This is a genomic window from Pantoea sp. GbtcB22 (genome assembly GCF_019091025.1).
Lineage (GTDB): Bacteria > Pseudomonadota > Gammaproteobacteria > Enterobacterales > Enterobacteriaceae > Pantoea > Pantoea leporis.
Map to the genome: position 1 here is coordinate 1 of NZ_JAGXKB010000013.1, position 18,264 is coordinate 18,264.

15 protein-coding genes and 1 pseudogene are annotated in these 18,264 nt (G+C 46.1%); 4 read left to right on the forward strand and 12 right to left on the reverse strand.

Annotation, left to right across the window (positions count from 1 at the left end; translation table 11 throughout):
• Positions 1 to 709, reverse strand: a 709-nt coding sequence (locus KVT28_RS24110; protein ID WP_305801779.1) for a transketolase family protein, incomplete at its 3' end; no start/stop codon positions are given.
• Positions 710 to 967: 258 nt separating this feature from the next.
• On the opposite strand from KVT28_RS24110, the gene KVT28_RS24115 reads away from it, so the two are divergent.
• Positions 968 to 1,705, forward strand: a complete 738-nt coding sequence (locus KVT28_RS24115; RefSeq protein WP_217550619.1) for a GntR family transcriptional regulator — start codon at positions 968 to 970, stop codon at positions 1,703 to 1,705.
• Positions 1,706 to 2,410: 705 nt separating this feature from the next.
• Here the strand turns inward: KVT28_RS24115 and KVT28_RS24120 are convergent.
• The 5 genes and pseudogenes from KVT28_RS24120 to KVT28_RS28150 form a co-directional block, all read right to left on the reverse strand.
• The gene (locus tag KVT28_RS24120) at positions 2,411 to 3,439 is read right to left on the reverse strand and encodes a zinc-binding dehydrogenase (protein ID WP_217550621.1); all 1,029 of its coding nucleotides are present in this window, start codon (positions 3,437 to 3,439) and stop codon (positions 2,411 to 2,413) included.
• A 30-nt stretch (positions 3,440 to 3,469) separates the two neighbouring features.
• Positions 3,470 to 4,942, reverse strand: coding sequence for a PTS mannitol transporter subunit IICB (locus KVT28_RS24125; protein ID WP_217550623.1), 1,473 nt, complete (start codon positions 4,940 to 4,942; stop codon positions 3,470 to 3,472).
• Between the two features lie 253 nt (positions 4,943 to 5,195).
• Positions 5,196 to 5,426, reverse strand: a pseudogene (locus tag KVT28_RS24130) (integrase core domain-containing protein); the annotation flags it as partial.
• Positions 5,425 to 5,568, reverse strand: a complete 144-nt coding sequence (locus KVT28_RS24135; protein WP_217550625.1) for a hypothetical protein — start codon at positions 5,566 to 5,568, stop codon at positions 5,425 to 5,427. The pseudogene KVT28_RS24130 and the gene KVT28_RS24135, both read right to left, overlap by 2 nt.
• Positions 5,568 to 5,699, reverse strand: a complete 132-nt coding sequence (locus tag KVT28_RS28150) for a hypothetical protein (RefSeq protein WP_256448505.1) — start codon at positions 5,697 to 5,699, stop codon at positions 5,568 to 5,570. The genes KVT28_RS24135 and KVT28_RS28150 overlap by 1 nt, the downstream gene beginning before the upstream one ends.
• A 653-nt stretch (positions 5,700 to 6,352) precedes the next feature.
• On the opposite strand from KVT28_RS28150, the gene KVT28_RS24140 reads away from it, so the two are divergent.
• Positions 6,353 to 7,381 (forward strand): hypothetical protein, encoded by a 1,029-nt coding sequence (locus KVT28_RS24140; protein WP_217550627.1) that lies wholly within the window; start codon positions 6,353 to 6,355, stop codon positions 7,379 to 7,381.
• A 292-nt stretch (positions 7,382 to 7,673) separates the two neighbouring features.
• Here KVT28_RS24140 and KVT28_RS24145 read toward each other — a convergent pair whose 3' ends face one another.
• The 3 genes from KVT28_RS24145 to KVT28_RS24155 form a co-directional block, all read right to left on the reverse strand.
• A complete protein-coding gene (locus KVT28_RS24145; RefSeq protein WP_217550629.1) occupies positions 7,674 to 9,230 on the reverse strand; it encodes a UbiD family decarboxylase in 1,557 nt (518 codons plus the stop codon).
• 12 nt (positions 9,231 to 9,242) lie between these two features.
• Complete coding sequence (locus KVT28_RS24150) at positions 9,243 to 9,644, reverse strand: SRPBCC domain-containing protein (RefSeq protein WP_217550631.1); 402 nt, start codon at positions 9,642 to 9,644, stop codon at positions 9,243 to 9,245.
• A gap of 834 nt (positions 9,645 to 10,478) precedes the next feature.
• On the reverse strand, positions 10,479 to 10,973 hold the full coding sequence (locus KVT28_RS24155) for a DUF2938 domain-containing protein (RefSeq protein WP_217550633.1): 495 nt from the start codon (positions 10,971 to 10,973) through the stop codon (positions 10,479 to 10,481).
• A 63-nt stretch (positions 10,974 to 11,036) separates the two neighbouring features.
• Here KVT28_RS24155 and KVT28_RS24160 point away from each other — a divergent pair, with 63 nt between their 5' ends.
• Both KVT28_RS24160 and KVT28_RS24165 read left to right on the forward strand, forming a co-directional pair.
• Positions 11,037 to 11,435: a MerR family transcriptional regulator gene (locus tag KVT28_RS24160; RefSeq protein WP_217550635.1), complete on the forward strand. Its 399-nt coding sequence runs from the start codon at positions 11,037 to 11,039 to the stop codon at positions 11,433 to 11,435.
• A 444-nt stretch (positions 11,436 to 11,879) separates the two neighbouring features.
• Positions 11,880 to 13,229, forward strand: coding sequence for an amidohydrolase family protein (locus KVT28_RS24165; protein WP_254633638.1), 1,350 nt, complete (start codon positions 11,880 to 11,882; stop codon positions 13,227 to 13,229).
• Positions 13,230 to 13,893: 664 nt separating this feature from the next.
• Here the strand turns inward: KVT28_RS24165 and KVT28_RS24170 are convergent.
• From KVT28_RS24170 to KVT28_RS24180, 3 genes are all read right to left on the reverse strand, one after another.
• A complete protein-coding gene (locus KVT28_RS24170) occupies positions 13,894 to 14,064 on the reverse strand; it encodes a hypothetical protein (protein WP_217550637.1) in 171 nt (56 codons plus the stop codon).
• A gap of 595 nt (positions 14,065 to 14,659) precedes the next feature.
• Positions 14,660 to 16,324, reverse strand: coding sequence for a UvrD-helicase domain-containing protein (locus tag KVT28_RS24175; protein ID WP_217550638.1), 1,665 nt, complete (start codon positions 16,322 to 16,324; stop codon positions 14,660 to 14,662).
• Entirely contained in the window at positions 16,321 to 18,225 is a 1,905-nt protein-coding gene (locus tag KVT28_RS24180) for an ATP-dependent endonuclease (RefSeq protein ID WP_217550640.1), read from the reverse strand. Before KVT28_RS24180 ends, KVT28_RS24175 begins: the two co-directional genes overlap by 4 nt.
• Between the last annotated feature and the right edge of the window lie 39 nt (positions 18,226 to 18,264).

Consider the following 18,264-nt stretch of genomic DNA (forward strand, 5'->3'; position numbering starts at 1 on the left):
GGCGGGAAAGATCCTTACGTGCTTCGTTGAGTGCAGCTTCAATCTGTTGCGGATTGTGCCCATCAATCCTTTCAATGACCTGCCAACCATACGCTTTATAACGAGCGGCTGTATCTACAGCAAACCAGCCATCCACATGGCCATCAATTGAAATATTGTTGTCATCCCACAAGGCGATAAGTTTTCCTAAACCTAATGTACCAGCCAGTGAGCAGGCTTCATGGGAAACACCTTCCATTAAGCATCCATCGCCGAGGAAGGCATAGGTAAAGTGATCAACGATATTGAAACTGTCACGGTTGAACTCTGCTGCAAGAGTCCTTTCTGCAATAGCCATGCCTACGGCATTAGCAATGCCCTGCCCTAAGGGTCCAGATGTAGTTTCAACACCCGGTGTGTAACCATATTCAGGGTGACCAGGCGTTTTGGAATGAAGTTTACGAAACTGTTTGAGGTCATCAATGCTTAGGTCATAGCCCGTCAAATGCAGAACTGAATAAAGCAGCATCGAGCTGTGCCCATTTGATAGCACAAAACGGTCGCGATCAATCCAGTTAGGGTCCTTGGGGTTATGCCGTAAAAAGTCGCGCCAAAGCACGGTAGCCATTTCTGCCATACCCATCGGTGCGCCTGGATGGCCCGAATTCGCTTGCTGTACAGCATCAATGCTGAGGAATCGAATAGCATTAGCCAGTTGTCTATTGTCCAATTTACACTCCTGATGATTGCTTGAAATAAGGCTGACAGTGTTAAAACACCACAAGTACACACACCTTAAAGATGTATAGTCATCTTTAGAATGCATCTCGACTCAGCCGTACACAAGAGGTAAACTGAAAAAGATGACCAGACAGGATGTTTTTGTGCCTAGCCTGTTAGTTTGATCACAGTTTAATAAGTTTCGGATGAGCGCATTAGACCGCCCACTGTTACCCTACACGCTAAGCGCATGAAATAAGGGATAAAAATGTCAGATAACGTCACTGAGAAGCAAAAAGAGGTGATTGATTTCATCCTAAATAAAATCAATGAGGATGGACTGACGTCGGGAGATAAGCTCGATACTGAAATTGCGATTTCCAAAGCGTTAAGCATTACGCGTGCGACAGTGCGTGAGGCAACACGGATCCTTATTGAACAGTCAAAAATATACCGAGTTAAAGGTTCTGGGATTTACGTTGGTTCGACTGCTTACAGTAATCATGCGGGTAAGTTTCACGCTCTATCGCCTTTTGATTACCAAGCACAAAAGAGCGGTCATAAAGGAATAAGAAAAGTAATTTCAGCCAGCATAACCAAAGTACCTAGCACAGCCATGGCGCAGGAACTCCGGATAAAATCCACTGATCAGGTGTATAAAATCCTGCGCCTTATGTCATTTGATGATATTCCCGTTTCGCTTGAATATATCCATTTCCCTGTCAACATGTTCAGCACTATGGAGTTCAATCAGCTTGAAATATCAAAGTACTCGTACATAGAGAGCCTTACCGGAAAAGGCGTCCAAAGAAGGGCACAAAATGTAAGAGCGTTTAATGTGTCAGATGAAGACCAAATCCGCTTGCTGAACGTTGCGCCTCATGACGCGCTCATGGAGTTACATGAGGTTGTATACCTGGATGATGGTACGCCTTTTGAAGTGAATATTGCTATTGTAAATACAAATATTCTTCATCTTCGTCAGATAGCTGACCGCAGAGATTGAATAAAAATCGCTGGCTGGTCACCGCAGGTGACTGCCATTCTTTATCGTCCTTAACACTCTATAACATTAACGTCACGCGGCCCCCCTCGAACTCAACGTAGTGTCACTTTCATACCTTTCGCTTTTTTATATAACATGTTAAATCTAAGATATAAATCCCTGTCTAACTCAGTTTAAGGATATCCGCTCTTTAATTACCACTGATAATTAAATTGTTAAAAGTGGCTATCAAAGGATAACAACCCTAGTTAGTTAAAAAATTGAGATGCCATCATCATTATAATATCTAAATTTTACAGATACGGAGTTTCCACTAGATGCTGACAAACCACTACTGAGAAAGGTAAGCCTGCACCTGACGTTATAAAATAAGGATTCTATTTATTTAATTGGAGTGATTACTCCAGTGATGATAATTAATGGCCGCATAATCGCTGTCATGGGCGATTATTTATTTCATCTCTCATCATGGACCATTTAATCGTTAACATCGAAATTCACTTAAAAGATGAATAGCAGAGTAAACATAAGTCTGAAGCTGTATAACAAGCCAGCATTAATCCTGATGTAAAACGCGTTATATCAGAAAGTCAGGTTTTAATTTTGATGATATCAATAATAAGGGTTCATGTCAGGCATGAACCCTTATAAGTCAGACAAATGATCGGTCAGCCGCCCTTAAAAATGGCAGGAAACTTTAGTACCTCATTCATTCCCTATCAAAACCTTGAGCTTTCCATCAAGTTTACCTGAAGTGGCTACAGCAAAAGCTTCTGCTGCATCTTCAAGTGAAAAAACTTTGGGGTATAGAATGCTACTTAGCGCCTTATTAATTTTAGGGTGAGTTATAGCCTCTGCACTTGCCCGCAAATCATCACTGGTGTACATATGGCTTGATAAGATTGCTATTTCCGAAGACATGATCTCATGCAATCCGACAGCAGAGCCCGGTTGATACTGGCCAATTATAACAATTTGCTGAGGTTTACGTTGCGCTGCAATCAGTGCTTCAAACACTGGATAATATCCAGTACATTCGAAGGCAATCGGACGTTGTCTTAGTTGCAGATCATCAACTTCTGAAACAGAAGCATAGACGCTAAAACCCATTGCCTGAAGTTGTAAGATACGCTGTGGATCCTTCTCAACAATCAAAGGTTCTGCCTGGTAAAGATATTTAATGACTAAGGCTGTCACTAAACCGATGGTACCGCCTCCCGTTACAATAACCGGAACGGAACGTAAATCAACACCCTTTAATAACGATACGGCATGATGTCCGACTGCAAAAGGTTCAATCATTGCTGCTATTCTGAGATCAGCTTGAGGGTGAAGCTTTATCAACTGCTCAGGAGCCAAGGCCATCTGCTCGCACATGGTTCCATTTAAACGGAACCCCATAACTTTACGGCTTACTCTACATATATTAGGAAGGTTATCCAGACAATTGAAACATTTCCCACAACCTACTAACGGATTGATAGCGACAGTGTCACCAACGCTATAGTTTTTCACGTCCCCTTTAACAGCGGTGATCACACCTACCGCCTCATGCCCCTGGATGAATCCTGTTGGAGGCTTAAGCGAAGGGTGGTGTCCAAGATAAAAATGCATATCTGAACCGCATATGCCGCTATATTTGACGTCAACCAGGACTTCACCTTCAGAAAGCTCCGGCGCACCTATTTCACCGACTGTAATCTCTTTAACACCCGTGATTTCAACGTATTTCATTATTATCTCCAGCAGTGGAAGGCGACTCAGTTACACATCTGAAAGTTGAGTTGACGATTTTGCTGCCTCTCTTTCGCTAAGTTCATGAAGCAAATCTTCAAGTTTTGAGTCACCTAAATAATTCTTAATCTCAATCACTGGAATATTTTTACTCATTCTTACGCGATCAGCCAGATTCTGGTGAACCACTACAAGGTCAGCTTCAGCCGGGATGCTTTCGATTGCAAAATGCTTAACGGTTATTGCATGACCTATACCTGCTTTCTGTAATTTTTTACGGAACGTTGACGCGCCCATAGCACTCGAACCAGCGCCGGCATCACAAGCGAACGCTATAAATTTTATTTCTCCATTCTTATAGTTTTGCGCAATCGCTTTTCCTTGAGAATCACGTTTAGCAGCTGCATATACCTCGCTCATACCGGCTTCTTTCGTGATTTTCATGGTGTTTTGAGAAGCGATAAAGCTTTCATCTTTTTCAATTGAGCGATCAAATTTCAAAATTATGCTGGCACCAACAAATGTAACCACTGCGGCAGCACCAATTCCACTTAGGGTTGCCATAAACTTACCTGGGGGTGTCAGAGCCATAAATGCGAAAATGGAACCAGGTGTTGCACCAGCGACAAGCCCGGCGTGCATTAATGAAAATACTTCAATCCCGACGGCTGACCCCACCATCAATGGCAAAATCATCAACGGTTTCATATAAACATATGGGAAATACATTTCATGGATACCACCAAAAATGTGAATGATGGTTGCCGCTGGTGCAGATTTTTTTGCCATCCCTTTCCCGAATAGACAAAACGCAAGCAACAGTCCAAGACCCGGACCGGGGCTGGCAAATACCATGAAGAAGATGGAACTACCGTTGATAGCCGCATCTTTCATTCCCAATTGGTAGAAAATTGCCTGATCAATGGCGTTGTTAAGGAACAGCACACGGGTCGGTTCAATCAACAGCGCCAGTGTAGGCAGATACCCTGTTTTGAGTAACCCATCAATGGCAAAGGCAATGCCATTAGTAATGGTCAGCATAAACGGGCCAATAAATTCATAGCCCAGTAATGCCAGCACCATCCCGGCTATCCCAAGCGCAAAATTCTGAACAACATTCTCCAGCCCTGCGGGGATGCGGTCTTCTAGCAGACGATCAATCTGTTTACTTACCAGACCGCCCAGTGGCCCCATGGCCATAGCACCCAGTAACATAGGCACGTTAGTACCGACTATAACGCCCATGGTGCCCACAGTTCCTATGACGGCCCCCCTTTTACCGCCGACCATGTTCCCGCCTGTATACCCCACAAGCATCGGTAACATATAGCGAATCATAGGCTCGACCAGCGATCCAAATTCTTTATTGGGGAACCACCCTGCCGGTATAAAAAGAGCAGTGATGAATCCCCAAGCCATAAAAGCACCAATATTAGGGATGACCATTGCGGTGAGAAAACCGCCAAAGCTCTGCATTCTTGCTCTTATAGATATATTTTTCATGAGGTTAATCCTGGGCGAATTATTAGGAACTGACTCTTTCTGATTTGAAAACTCTGCATTGACATTAAATCACTGGTAAAAATAATGTCATAAGTTGTCTAGTCACCTTATAGTTGATTATTCATGTTGAGTTTTCAACCACAACAATCCTGCGTCTGGGGATTGTTGCGAAAGTTGTATAGCACCTCACAATTCTGAAATTTGTTGACTCATCACTTACTGCCCCGTCCCCAAAATCAAATACAGCGATCAGTTAGTCATACCGGCTTGTGAACCTTCTAATTTTTACATTTCTCCAGCTTGCTACAAATTCAGCAGGCGTCTGGTAATTCAGCGATGAATGAGGTCTGGACTCGTTTTTAGCCCTGCAGCCAGTCATTAATAATTTTCCGGGCATGAAGACATCCCTGAACCAGCGCTCATTCAGACATCCGTCCCAAAACCGTCCGTTAAAACTCTCAATAGACCCGATCTGCGTTGGCTCAACCGTAATTACCGCGACGATCGCTCAGATTGCCGCTGATAAAGTGCGAAACTGGCGGAAAGTTGTCCGCATAGCTAACCGTGCAGGTAATCTCTTTGATCTTCTGTCGTGTTTGCTGGTAACGCCCAAGAAGGTAATCCATCAAATCGGACTCAACCTGCGCAAAAGGCCCTCCCCCAGCCCCTCACCCGCCTGACTCAAGTCGCCATTGCCTTTAAAAATCGATGAATCTTTAGATTCTGAAGCTTGGATGTTGACGTTTTGCTGTGACATGCTGTGTCTCTTGTTTGCGATTAAGTGATGCTTCTCTAAGTTTCTCGCCGTGTGGGCAAAACAGGCACTCGGATATTAAGCAAAACGTGGGGGAAAAGATAAAGCCGCAGCCAGGAGGGACCTGGTGTAGACGTTTAGCAAGGCACCCTTTGTGTGAGGCCGCCTATTTAGCAGGTTTCTGTACAGCAAAGGGGCTAAGAGAACGAAACATGAAGGCAGGTAATCAACGGGGCACTGACCCGGACGGCAGCTGTATACCGCTCCGTTCCTTAGCGACCATGTTAGTCTATGGCAAGTGAACGCACTGTCGTAAGTTCGTTGCAGGGGTTGATTCTGACGTTGCCATTAGATCCTAGCCGACGGCCCGAAACGCCAAGCGGTCCGGCGAAGCTCGTCGGCTGTGCCGGTTAGCACAGTCGGGCTGACAACCCGGTCTGCCGGGGAGCCGAAGGTAGTTTTTTATAGGACGAGAATTATGACTACTGCACGCCAAGAATGGGCATTAAGAGACAATATGCTCTGACAACTTTATAGTTGTCATTGACTCATCCATTTGATTTGGAATAATTGACTTCATTCAGCTAGCTAAATAGCTTAAATACTATAAAATCGCGACTGGACATTTATAACCATTTATTAGAGATCAAATCCTAGTGAATAACGAATTTGTTACAAAAAGAATAATAGAAATTGATGAAGAGCTGGAGTTACTGATTTACAATCCATGTAACTGTGACTTAAATCTTGAAATAAAAATCCTTGCATTTGGTGGCGGTGAACACTATGTTCGCCAATGCAACAACTGCGGCAGACAGAAAGGTGGCGCATTGAAATTCGCAGATGCTTCAAGTGAACTAAACGGAAGAATCCCGAACACATTTGACCCTACCATTGAAGAAAGATACATCGACGAATCACAAAAAAGAAGCCAAAGATTTTCACTTCTACATCGTAAAAGGTCTCATCTTTTATACGGTGTAAGCACAGCCTTACACTCACAAAACATAGAAAAATACCGCGAAGCTTATCGATCACTATCAGAAGACATTGATAATATCATTGATTTACTTGGTGTGGATAAAACACTTCTGGCGTTAAACCAACAGATCAAACGAATTAAAAAAGAAAGAAAAGAGCTCTCAGAAAATCTTGCCCCTGTGTTTTCTAGTGAAGATGACCTGAAAACATGGATGATTAACACACTGAAGAATGATTTTCATATTTATCAGGAAGTTGTTGGAACGCATGTAACGGAGGGGCTGAAAGTTAGGATTGATTACGTTATTTACCCTAAAGCTCATCTCCTTAATCATGGGTTTGAACCTGCGCCGTTCGGGATTGAAGTGAAATATTTGAATCAAGAAAAAGATTTCGCACATAAAGCCAGTCGAGGCATCTGGCAGTCCATTTCATATAACGATTGTGAGTTCTCAATTAATAACAAAAAATTCAGGTTAAAGTTTTGCCTGTTATTCTCAAATATATCATTCATCAATGAGACTGAAATACTAAAATTGAATAGTGATCATGTCGACGAAAAGTATATGAAGTGGGTTGGTATGCTTAATGTTGCAAATCATGCAAAGGTCGGGGCTCTCAAGATTACAGGCACTAAGGATAGAGTTAAAGGTTGGTCAATGCAATTTGCCGGAGGTGTGTATTTCAGCCACCAAAAAAAATAAAAATGAAAATACTTACACCCTGTCAAACCCTAACACAATCAACAAAGTCAGGGTTGGAAATTTTTAAAACCGCCCCTTACATCTTTAATGGATAATTTAAGGGCGGTACGTTTTTTAAGTAGAAAACATTTGATGTTCGCTCTTAACAGCACTTGCTCAAGTTTGTATGTGTAGATAAACTTTTACGCATGCAAAGAGCGCTTTTCTCAAGGAACCTGCGTGTATAAATAATTCATTATTGTAATAGGATATTTTAAAACCGATAACACTGGTTATCGGTTTGTGGCACGCCCTACACGTCTTTTTTGGCAAACAACTCGGGTACCCATAGACTGGGATCAACCTCTTTGAACTGCGCACGAATAAAATGCTCTTTCAGGTGATAAGGGACTGTACAGTCAAAAATAGTTTTACTGGTAGTGCCTTTAATCGTCAGGCGCGAATCGTAGAACGGCTGCTGTGACGGGTCAAGCACGTGTCCTGCAACGCCCGGTACAAAAAGGGTATCAAGATCGCCTACATAGCGTGTCTGCATTGCCCATAGCACGTCGTCGGAATCGAAAATATCAACATCTTCATCGACCAGAATGACATTCTTCAGCTCGCGATAAACCGCCAGCGCAATGAGTGCAGCCTGACGCGTCATACCGTCATCACCGGCGTTACGTTTACTGACCTGAAGTATTACCAGAAATTTTCCACCGCCTGCACTGTGCGCGTATACGTTCTTCACTAACCCGGGGAGTGCATCTTCACACTCAAGATGTATGCTCGCCTCTGTCGGAATCCCCGCCAGACTGACATGTTCTTCACCCGGCCCCACGAGCGTTTGCAGGATAGGATTGTGGCGCGTTGTTATGGCTTTGACCTTAATCACCGGCAGAGAAGGATTGGCTTCTCCTGTGTAGCCGGGGAATTCTGGCATGGCTTTGCCTGTATGCGTGTTCTGATCCTCTTCAACGCGCACTTCAGGCAGAATCTCGCCTTCGATAACGATCTCGGCGCGCGCGATAGCGCGCTGATTAACGCTCAGACATTCCACTAGCTCGACCGGCTTGCCACGCAGACCACCCGCCACGCACAGTTCGTTAAAGCCAAACGGTGTTGTGGGTGCTTCAAACTCTGCACCAATATAGATAGCAGGATCCAGTCCCATATTGATCGACACAGGCAACGGCTTGCCAGCGGCCTCTGCTTTCTGTCGGAACGCGTCAATATGGCGCCCGGGCGCAAAGAAGATAGAAAGCTCATCTTTACTCTGCACACATAGACGATGAATTGTCACATCTGCGTTATCGCGATCGTCTGGATCACTACCGAGCACCAGACCGAGGCAGAAGTAAGGGCCTGCATCTTCGACGGTGTTGGTGGGCGCTGGCAGGATCTTACGCAGGTCAAAATCCTCATCTTCCGCGCGATAAACCACTTCCTGGCAAGGTGCCTCCGTCCCCTTTACCATCACGGGGGGGGTGACATTCCTGCGCGCTTCTGCCATCTGAATACCCAGCTCTTTTACCGGAGCGCCAAGCAGCGCGCTGACACGCTCGCGGCTCGCCATCAGCCCCACCAGCACACGCGCATTGGTAAAGCCCTTGATAGCATTGAAGGTCATCGCCGGTCCGACCCGGGTCGGACGCATGACTGTACCGCCCGCCCCGACATAGCGATAGACGCCAGCCAGTTCGGCTTTAGGGTCTACCTCACGGTTGGTTTCAACATAGTGTCCGGGCAGGTTTTTAAGCAATTCTATGGCAGAACGGAGGTCATTAACCGGTGGTACCTCCCAGCCCTGAGGATGCGGTTCACCGGGTTTAACCAAGCGATAACTACCAGGTTTTTTTTGCGACATTACGGTTTCTCCTCAAACCTTTTCTACATAAGATTTCAGCTGGAATAGCACTTCGCCCCAGTATGTGTTGCAAAACGGCAGGTGGACATCGTCTGGTATCCATTCGCCGTGGGATAACTCCACCAGCGTGCGTCCATCGTTCAGGTCGGAGAGGGCAAAGGTCAGGGTCTTGCCTGCATGGCTGTCTGATTCGAGAAGCGAGGTCTGTACGATACGCACATCAGCCTCCAGTATTTCTGTACGCCAGCTGAAGTGCGTCTCTTTTTTTGGTCGGAGCGTAAGTACCTTTCCGGGAGCAATCTCGCCCTCAACTATCCCAGCATGCCAGGCGGCCATCTGCTTAGTATCAGTGAGCGCCTTATAAACCTCATGGCGCGGGGCGACGATTTTAATAGCGTGGTGAAGCGTGATCATGATTAACCTCATTTACGGAGATCTTTTCGGGCCTTAGTTAAGTGGATTTTTTCATTAACCAAAGTATAGGAAGGTTATGAAAATCGGCGTTGAGCTTTAGCAAGTTCTACAGGGAGTACCATACATAAGCGGTAAGATAATTATGAGGGCGTGATTTACCATCCGCTTCAACGCATTGATCTTTATGACTGCTATAACCGTCCACCATCGGCCTAGCGGTCAGGCACGGAATTGCATCCCCTTCCGTTAGCGTATGGGGCTGATGATCCGGTCAGTCGGGAGAGGCCAAGAGGTCCCGATTTCCCTTTTGAATGGCGTTCACGCAGAGCAACGGCAGAGAACACTATGCTTAAAGAGGCGGAAAATGTATGTACGGACGATTTACTCAGTACCTGAGCCGGGACGCTTACTTTGATAAACTCGCCGTTGCCGGCTGCGATTACGTTCACGATCCGGAACCCATCAGCGCTACAACGTTGCACTCGATACCAGTGTGCTGCTGCTTAATCTCAGCAGAGCCATTTTCCTGCAATAGCAAAGCAGCACAACCTTGAGATGAGCCATTAAGTACGATAACGCACCGGAGTTGCTCTACAGTAACTGTTGACAGCTCCAGCAGTGATTACGTTCTGCAGGATACAGTTCGCTCTGAAAAGCATCGATCTCGCCCTTATTGAAGCCATACAAATTTTGTCAGATGTATCAGGGCATTAAGCGGACATTAAAATGTCCACCTTTTAAATACTCCGGTGTCACAAGGCTTATCAATACCGCAACGGGGTCAGTGCCAGGTAGTAAATGTGGGTGTGATAACACTTGTACCGCTCAATGGCACTACGATGATGATGCCATAACAGCGGTAATGCCATATAAGCCGACACCATACGCAATGTGCGTAATCAGGCTTAATAAACGCGCTACCCATGGGCGAGGTGTAAGCGAGGCAGCGATACCAAAGCCAAATGCGGGTTGCAGAATTAAGAATGGAGCAAGTAACGTTAACAAACCAGTCAACACGCCCATGAAGAGGGAAGGTTCATAAAACCAAACCCTTCCGTTAAGCAAAAGCGGGATAACCGCAAAAAGTATCCCGGTCAGATAATGGAATAGCCAGCCAATAAGATTTTCCCCACGTATCTGTGACGCTGAAAGAATGGTGCGATGCCTGAATTTTCCTTGTGGAAGCCATAAAATCCAGCGACCTACCAATGCATAATTCAACGGTGGAATTTTTAAAATCAGTCTTTGACATAATGACCACGAATCCATGACCAGTGTTGCGCCAATGCCCGTTATGACAGTTTTGTAAAAAATGATGGTATCCAACATGCATTCCTTCTTTGTAATGACATAATGACCAGTGTGCAACTTAAAGTGAGGTTTAAGTCAATAATGAAAGAACTTGATATCCGAGAAATCGCTGACCTTACAGGAGTTACCCCATCAGCGTTGAGATATTACGAAAAGAAAGAACTAATCAAACCCATTGGCCGTAATGGCCTTAGAAGGCAGTACAACGAGAATGTGATCAATAAGCTGCAATTAATTGCGCTTGGGCAGGCTGCAGGGTTTTCTCTAGATGAAATAGCTATGATGTTTGATACAGAGAACAAACTCGCATTAGACAGAGTTCAACTTCTTCATAGAGCAAAGGTGATTGACGGCACTATCCGCAAACTCCAATTGCTAAGCCGGGGACTGAAACATGTTGCATGTTGTACGAAGAAAGAGCATTCCGAATGTGAAGAATTCCAAAAAATTGTACTTAGAGGGCTGCGGCTTTTGAGATAGATTATTTTAAAGTTCCGGACCATGACTATGTCGGCTTCTGATACAAAGCAAACATCCGTCTCATGATATTAGCCCCTCCGGCTTCCCGGCGCTGCCAGGTTGCTTGTATTACTGCGCTAACCGGCAGAGTCCATAACCGTAAGCTTTGCAGGACCGTAAAAGAATTGTTCCAAGCTCTCCAACAGTGTCCGATGGCCGGTAAGGATTCTAGCTGTACTTGCTGGTGTTAAATCCCCATTCAGCTGAGTCATCGCATCCTTGTATAAGCCAACAGGCGCGGTTTTTCGTCGTCAGGCGTTATCGCTCATTTTTTTCAGTGAGGCATCGTTACTTAAGTAAGCAGGCAACCACGGAAAGTATCTTAATGTTGATGAAATGCATAATCCTTATCGTGGGCTAAAATGAAATTTATTTTTCATTTTAAGTTCAACCGCTTCAGGAGAAATGATGAAAACGACCTGTTTGATCACTGCATTAATGATGTCAGCGGTAAGTACTTCTCTCGCCGCGCAGGTGTCCACAGATATCCTGATTAAAAATGGCTATGTCATGCCGCTTAAACCGGGCAGTGAAGATTTGCCAGACCATGATATTTTAATTCACAAAGGTCAGATTGCCGCAGTCGGTACTAATCTGTCAGTGACAGGGCGAAAAGTAATTAACGCTCACGGAAAATTCGTGTTACCCGGCTTTGTTGATACTCACTCTCACCTGTGGGTAACCACCATGCGGGGACAATTCCGCAACAATGATGGCAAGTTTTTTCCCGTCAGTAACCAGCTCGGGGCGCGCATGCAGCCTGATGATATCTACATCTCGATGTACATTGGCGCAGTGGAGTTGCTTTCAGGCGGGATCACCAGTAGCGGGGACTTCTTCGATAACATCAAAGGTCCAGCTTGGGGGGATGCCGGGCTGAAAGCGCTGAAGGACGCTGGAATTCGTGCCGTGATGTATTACGGTGGACCGGATAAATCAACGAAAAGTCCTATTGATATGGATCATTTGCTAAGCCTAGCTCAGACGCCTGATGACAGGATTAAGCTCGGCCTGGGATGGCGTCTGCCTCGTGATTTAAATGATGAACAAAACTGGGCAATGCGAGAGAAAGAGTTCAGTCTCGCGAAAAAGCATAATCTCCCTGTTCAGGTACATGTCAGCGGAGACGCTGATGCAATGTTCAATGCACTGATAAAACGTAACTTTCTTAATTCTTCGTTAACTGTAGTTCACACCACAGATGCTACAAAGCAACAACTTATGGCACTTAAAAAATCGGGTGGAAGTCTGGCACTCACACCTATCAGCGAACAGCGTGTCGGCTACGGATTAACCCGTCTAGATCACTTTTCAACGTTAACGCGCAAAGGACTGGGTATTGACGGTAATTCACTTGCAGGTAGCGGGGATATGTTTGCTACGTTACGGCTTATAGCGCTAACTCTGAGCGGAGCAACGAAAGACGAAACGCAGCCGGATGCACGCCAGCTGCTGGAGCTGGCTACCTGGCACGGCGCCGATACGCTGGGACTATCTGCCGTAACCGGTTCTCTGGAGCAGGGCAAGCGGGCAGATATACAGATTATTGATCCGGATGCGCTGAATATGAGTGGTTTTGGCGGAGGTGATCCGGCAGCGTTGATTGTCTACTCCGCACGACCTGAAAATGTCACGACGGTTATCGTCGATGGGAGCATCGTTAAACAAGACGGACGTATGCAGATTCAGGATGAAGGCTTGCTTAAAAGAAGGGCAAATGAATCCGCCAGAAGGCTACTTAGTACCTCAGAGTAACATATAAACTGATTCGTAATCTTCGCAATACAGTCATAAATATGACAGATATTCATAGAGTTACTTTAATATTTTTGCCTAAACGTAAAGGATCTGTAATGCAGAGGAAAGCAACACAGATCCTCATATCCACATCTGCGATAAAGTACTACAGCGAGTTGTTGATGACCCCCTGTTTCGAGGCGTAACTGCTGACAGGAAAAGATTTATGAGGAATGGAACATCTGCTCCCCACCTTTACGTCCCTTGTATTCCGACTGAATGAAGAACCGTTTCGCCTACTGAAAACAATTTCTTCCGAAAGATTCGGTCCCCACAACCCGGCGGAATCCCATTCTCATTCCGAGCAAAGACACACCGGAGGATCGCATGCCTGAATGGAATAAATTCGAGAGGGAGTAAACTCTCGCTAGGGTGCACACATCATTAACACCGCTCAGCTTACCTAAACTGTCTTTCATAATACGCAGACGTCTTCCGCTTACAAATGGTACATTTCTTACCTACATTTCAATCAATGCCCGCTCTGTTCCTGGGCTGTATGAGAACAGTTTAAGCTTGAGACATGAACGGAAATAAGGCTGTTGCCTGCGCTTTTACGTAAAATCTGCATCATCTTTTTGTGCAAATTTTCTAAGAAATCCTTTAAACGAGTGAGCTTCTGTCAGCAATTAGAGTCTGCTTCGGCCAGGATTTGGGTGTCCGGTGCCATCACGTAATTACCCTGCGTATCGCGCACGTGAAGGCGACTAAAAAAGCGCATGTTCTCAGTGACATGTTCCAGTGATGATTCTTCAGATTCTGGAGCCGAGGTGTTGACGTTCTGCTGTGACATGCTGTTTTTCCCGTTCAGTTTCATGTGATGTTTCTCCGAGTTCCGTAGCCGTAAGCGCAAAACCGGCGCCCGGGCATCAGGCTGAACGCAGGAGAAACGGCAAGGCCGCAGCCCGGAGGGACCGGGAGTAGCCGTTTGGTGAGCGACCCTTGCGTGAGGACGCCTGTTTGCCAGGTTTCAGCACGGCAAAGGACGTAGGGAAACGAAACAGAACAGCAGGCGATGAGCAGGATACAGCCCCGGACGGCACGACGTTTCGCCGGTCCGGTCCTCAGCGGCCACATCAGTATGTGGCCAGCGAAAGCGCTGGCGGTCAGCCAGCTGCAGATATGGACGTTGCCATCAGGCCCAAGCCGCAGGGGCGGGCCGGCTTTGCCAGTTAGCGCAGTCGGGCTGACGACCCGTCATACCGGGGATCCGAAGCTGTCGAGTCATTCGGTTGAAAAAATCAAATAAGAGTCAGAAGCTGTGCGGTCAACTCATGCCTGTACCAACCAAAATTGCTGCAAAAAAGAGGGACAGAATTGATATCAATTCTGTCCCTCATTCTGGAATGAATAATTTGTGTCATTCAGCTAATTAATTTTGCTTATTGCTACCGGACAAATGGGATCACGTATCCAAAATACTCGGATTGAGGCGTTCTGACAGCCTTCCAACGCTTGGCGTTAGCTGGCTGTTCTCGCTTATCGGCATGAGTTAAAACCAGACGTCTCTTTGCGCGAGAAACACCGACGAAAAATGCGCAACGATTCTCAGCTTCGTCACCAAAAAAAATCTCATTTTCAATTGCCATCATTACAACCGAATCAAACTCCAGGCCTTTACTTTTATGGATAGTCAGAATGCGAACAGACTGATCATTCGCAAACCGTTTCAATGCGCCCGATAAATCTGAATCTGCCCCCATCAAGTTCTCGATTTTTGCCCTGGTATCCCGAACAACCTGCTTCAGCCGTTCATGAGATTCATACTCAGGCGATAATGCTACAAGCGTTTGCATGCCAACGTGCTTCAGGAAAGCCCCTACAAAACTCCACATACCGGAAAATGGAGAATCCGTTTTCCTGGCGTCAGAGACTTTCTTACGTTGCTTTCTTATCAACTGATCGAGGTCTTTTCGTGCACTTGCCTGGACTTCTTCGTCTGCAAAAGGGACTAACTGATTCATCAGCCTTATCCAAGCCTTAGGTTCCCGTTGACCATAAAGACAAGACAGATAATCAACGACTAAACATGCGACGGGTTCAACCGTGATATCTTGTAACTGCTGTTCATTCCGGTATGGGATCCCACGTTCATGTAACTCCGACATGAGATGGTCTGCATACAAATCCAACTGCTTAGAGACCAGAATTGCAATTTCCGCTGGCGGTAGGCCCTCATTATTTATCCAGCCACTTATCAAATTAGCCAGATAACGGGCTTCAATCAGGCTGTCGTCAAACCTCCAGGCATATACCTCACCCTCATTACCTTTCAATTGTTCGTAAGGCATGACTGATGCAGGATCTAACTTGCGAATAATTTCATTTTGAACCCGCAGCAACTGGGGCTTAGACCGAAAATTACGATACATATTGAGTGGTACCGCATTGAAGTCTTTAACAAAGCTTTGAAAAATACCGTCCAGCGCACCTGCCCATGCCATAATTTTCTGCTTTGTATCACCAACAGCAGTCAGGCGAATTTTCGTCCCCTGAAACGCCAGTTTAACCAAGTCATACTGTAAGTTCGTACAGTCCTGGAATTCATCGAGAAAAATATCACTGTAAGTTTGTCGAATCGCATTTCGGGCAATCTTTGAGCTTTTCAATATCTGAATAGCGAGTGGAACGAGATCGCCGAATTCTATTTCAGTGCGAGACGGGCCATTTTTTTTCTCGACAATTGTGTACCCGGCATCGAGCGCATATTCTCCCGAAAGAACCGGTCTGAACCGGTCAATAATCCGTTTGGCAAACGCATGAAATGTATAGCTGTCGAAGCGTGAGGCCAATTCTAATCCACATCTGCGTTCTACGCGTTCCTTCAGGTTTCTGCTGGCATCGACCTTAAATGAGATGGCCAGAATTCTCTTGGGGTACCGGCATGTTCCTGTGCGCAAAAGGAAGTCTGCTCGCTGCGCGAGCATTTCAGTCTTTCCCGCGCCCGGGCCGGCAGTCAGCGCCAGGCAATGCTTACGCGCTTTTGCTGCTCGTTCAGCATTGGGTTCCAGCGTCAATCCATCGGCGGGTTGCCATTCTTCAACAGTAATCATTCTGGCAGCTCCGCGAGTCTAGCAATAACGGCTTCTGCCAGGTTGTCCAGAGATTCCGGCATGCCTTTAAGCAGTTCTGCATCTGTTAGCTGAGTCAACGCCTCAATGTGTGCTGCGGGTTTGCTGCCAAGCTTGAAGCGTTGGTGATAGGTATTAAACAGCGCTAATTCGTCATCCCTGTATTGCGTAGAATCGTAGTGACTTTTTCCGAGCACAGCTTTAATCGTTGCCTCGTCAGGCTCTTCTTTATCAACGCCATACGCATCTGGATAAGCGAATAGCATTGAAAAGTCTAAATCCATCGGGTAGGAGAAAAACACGCCTCGCTCTTCAAGCATGTCGAGATAATATTCGAAGTTACGAAATTTCTGTTTTCCATCATTCCAATGTGGAATTCCGTAATTTTCAGGCAGTTTCTTACCCGGCTGATGTAATGAAAACTGATCGTTGACGTACTTGATTCGCCCCCAGCCTGCCGCATAGCGGGCTAAATCAAAATCAAGCAGGGTAAAATAAGGAATCTTTAAGGCCGCAAGCAAACGCCAGAAATGGTTAACATGCCGTCCCCCCAACGGCGCTATCGTGATGGCTGACTCGTCAACGGGGGCACCTTTGGCCTGAAGCAAACGCGGTAACACAATCTCTTCACTGTCACCTTCGCCAAGCACTACCAGCCGCGAAAAATAGATTTCAGGAAACGCCTGCACGGCTTCCCGAACAAATTTATGTGCCTCATCAGTTGTCTCAGGCAGCTTAATACAAGTGACCCGCGTCTCTCGTGACTCATCCAGTCGAAGATAACGAATTCGCTCAGGATCAACCCGGCGCAGCATAGTGGGTGCATGCGTGGCAATCAGTGCTTGCGCATCCGGATGTTTTGTCATGGCATTAAGGGAACTCACTATGCGTCCCAGAAAATGTGGAGAAAGACTGTTTTCTGGCTCCTCTAGGGCTACTAATGTAAAGACCGGCGGGCGTAATTTGTCAGGGTCAAAGGATACATCTTCCTCAGCAAGAACAGCTCTTCCTATCGCCTGAGATGATAAAACAAGAGAAAGGTAAAGCATTGACTTTTGGCCATCGCTCAGGCGGGAGAAATCGACAAATGACCCATCGTGGCCCGGCGTAAATGAAACCGATAAATGCCGTAACAGCGATTCAATCTCTGACGCGACGAAAGTAATTTTAGGATCAGCAAAAAACTTACCTTTATGCAGTGTTGCCCATGTTGTTTTTAAACTTTCACTGAAAGCATTGACTGAGGGGTTTGCTGCAAGGCTTTCGCTTATCTGGTCAGTCAGCCCTTTAATCGTATCGCGCTCAGCATCCCAGCGGACAGCGCGGAGTAAACGCCCGAGTAGCGCGTTCGCACCATAAGTTATATGGTCCGCGGGATCGCGTCTGGCAGGCAGATAATGCACCTGTATATGATTACGCTCAGCTCTGGGCACCTGAGCCACATTCAGAGGGGAGCCATCGGCATCAATATCCAGGACATACACCAAAGCCTCTTCAATGTCGCCATCCAGCCCCATGGTCGCAGTAAGGCGAAAACGAATGCGCGCTACACCTTCTGGCTCGTCCAGACGCATATGACTAAAATGAGGTGCTACAGTGCTGTTGTCCTGGTCCTGTTCAAGTTCAGGAAATAGAAAATCTGCCTCTATCCACAACTGGCGCTCGGCGGGGGCTGTCTCTTCGTCAAACGGGATGTGGAAATCTGAACGCTGAACTCGCCGTAGCGAAGGGTCAAACGCAAAAAGTCGACATAAAGCCTGAAGTGCGGCGGTTTTTCCGGAACCATTTGGACCGATGATATATGTGATATCTTCGAGGCTCAGCTCTGTGACCTCCTGACCAAACGACTGAAAGCCACATATACGAATTGTTGCAAGCTTCATGTCTCTCCCTAATCCAGTTTTTTCTTATTTAAATCAATC

Bases quoted from the DNA above. Each gene is read 5' to 3' on its own strand.
- KVT28_RS24115 (WP_217550619.1), top strand. From the start codon at position 968: ATGTCAGATAACGTCACTGAGAAGCAAAAAGAGGTGATTGATTTCATC.
- KVT28_RS24120 (WP_217550621.1), bottom strand. From the start codon at position 3,439: ATGAAATACGTTGAAATCACGGGTGTTAAAGAGATTACAGTCGGTGAA.
- KVT28_RS24125 (WP_217550623.1), bottom strand. From the start codon at position 4,942: ATGAAAAATATATCTATAAGAGCAAGAATGCAGAGCTTTGGCGGTTTT.
- KVT28_RS24135 (WP_217550625.1), bottom strand. From the start codon at position 5,568: ATGGATTACCTTCTTGGGCGTTACCAGCAAACACGACAGAAGATCAAA.
- KVT28_RS28150 (WP_256448505.1), bottom strand. From the start codon at position 5,699: ATGTCACAGCAAAACGTCAACATCCAAGCTTCAGAATCTAAAGATTCA.
- KVT28_RS24145 (WP_217550629.1), bottom strand. From the start codon at position 9,230: ATGTCGCAAAAAAAACCTGGTAGTTATCGCTTGGTTAAACCCGGTGAA.
- KVT28_RS24150 (WP_217550631.1), bottom strand. From the start codon at position 9,644: ATGATCACGCTTCACCACGCTATTAAAATCGTCGCCCCGCGCCATGAG.
- KVT28_RS24155 (WP_217550633.1), bottom strand. From the start codon at position 10,973: ATGTTGGATACCATCATTTTTTACAAAACTGTCATAACGGGCATTGGC.
- KVT28_RS24160 (WP_217550635.1), top strand. From the start codon at position 11,037: ATGAAAGAACTTGATATCCGAGAAATCGCTGACCTTACAGGAGTTACC.
- KVT28_RS24165 (WP_254633638.1), top strand. From the start codon at position 11,880: ATGATGAAAACGACCTGTTTGATCACTGCATTAATGATGTCAGCGGTA.
- KVT28_RS24170 (WP_217550637.1), bottom strand. From the start codon at position 14,064: ATGTCACAGCAGAACGTCAACACCTCGGCTCCAGAATCTGAAGAATCA.
- KVT28_RS24175 (WP_217550638.1), bottom strand. From the start codon at position 16,324: ATGATTACTGTTGAAGAATGGCAACCCGCCGATGGATTGACGCTGGAA.
- KVT28_RS24180 (WP_217550640.1), bottom strand. From the start codon at position 18,225: ATGAAGCTTGCAACAATTCGTATATGTGGCTTTCAGTCGTTTGGTCAG.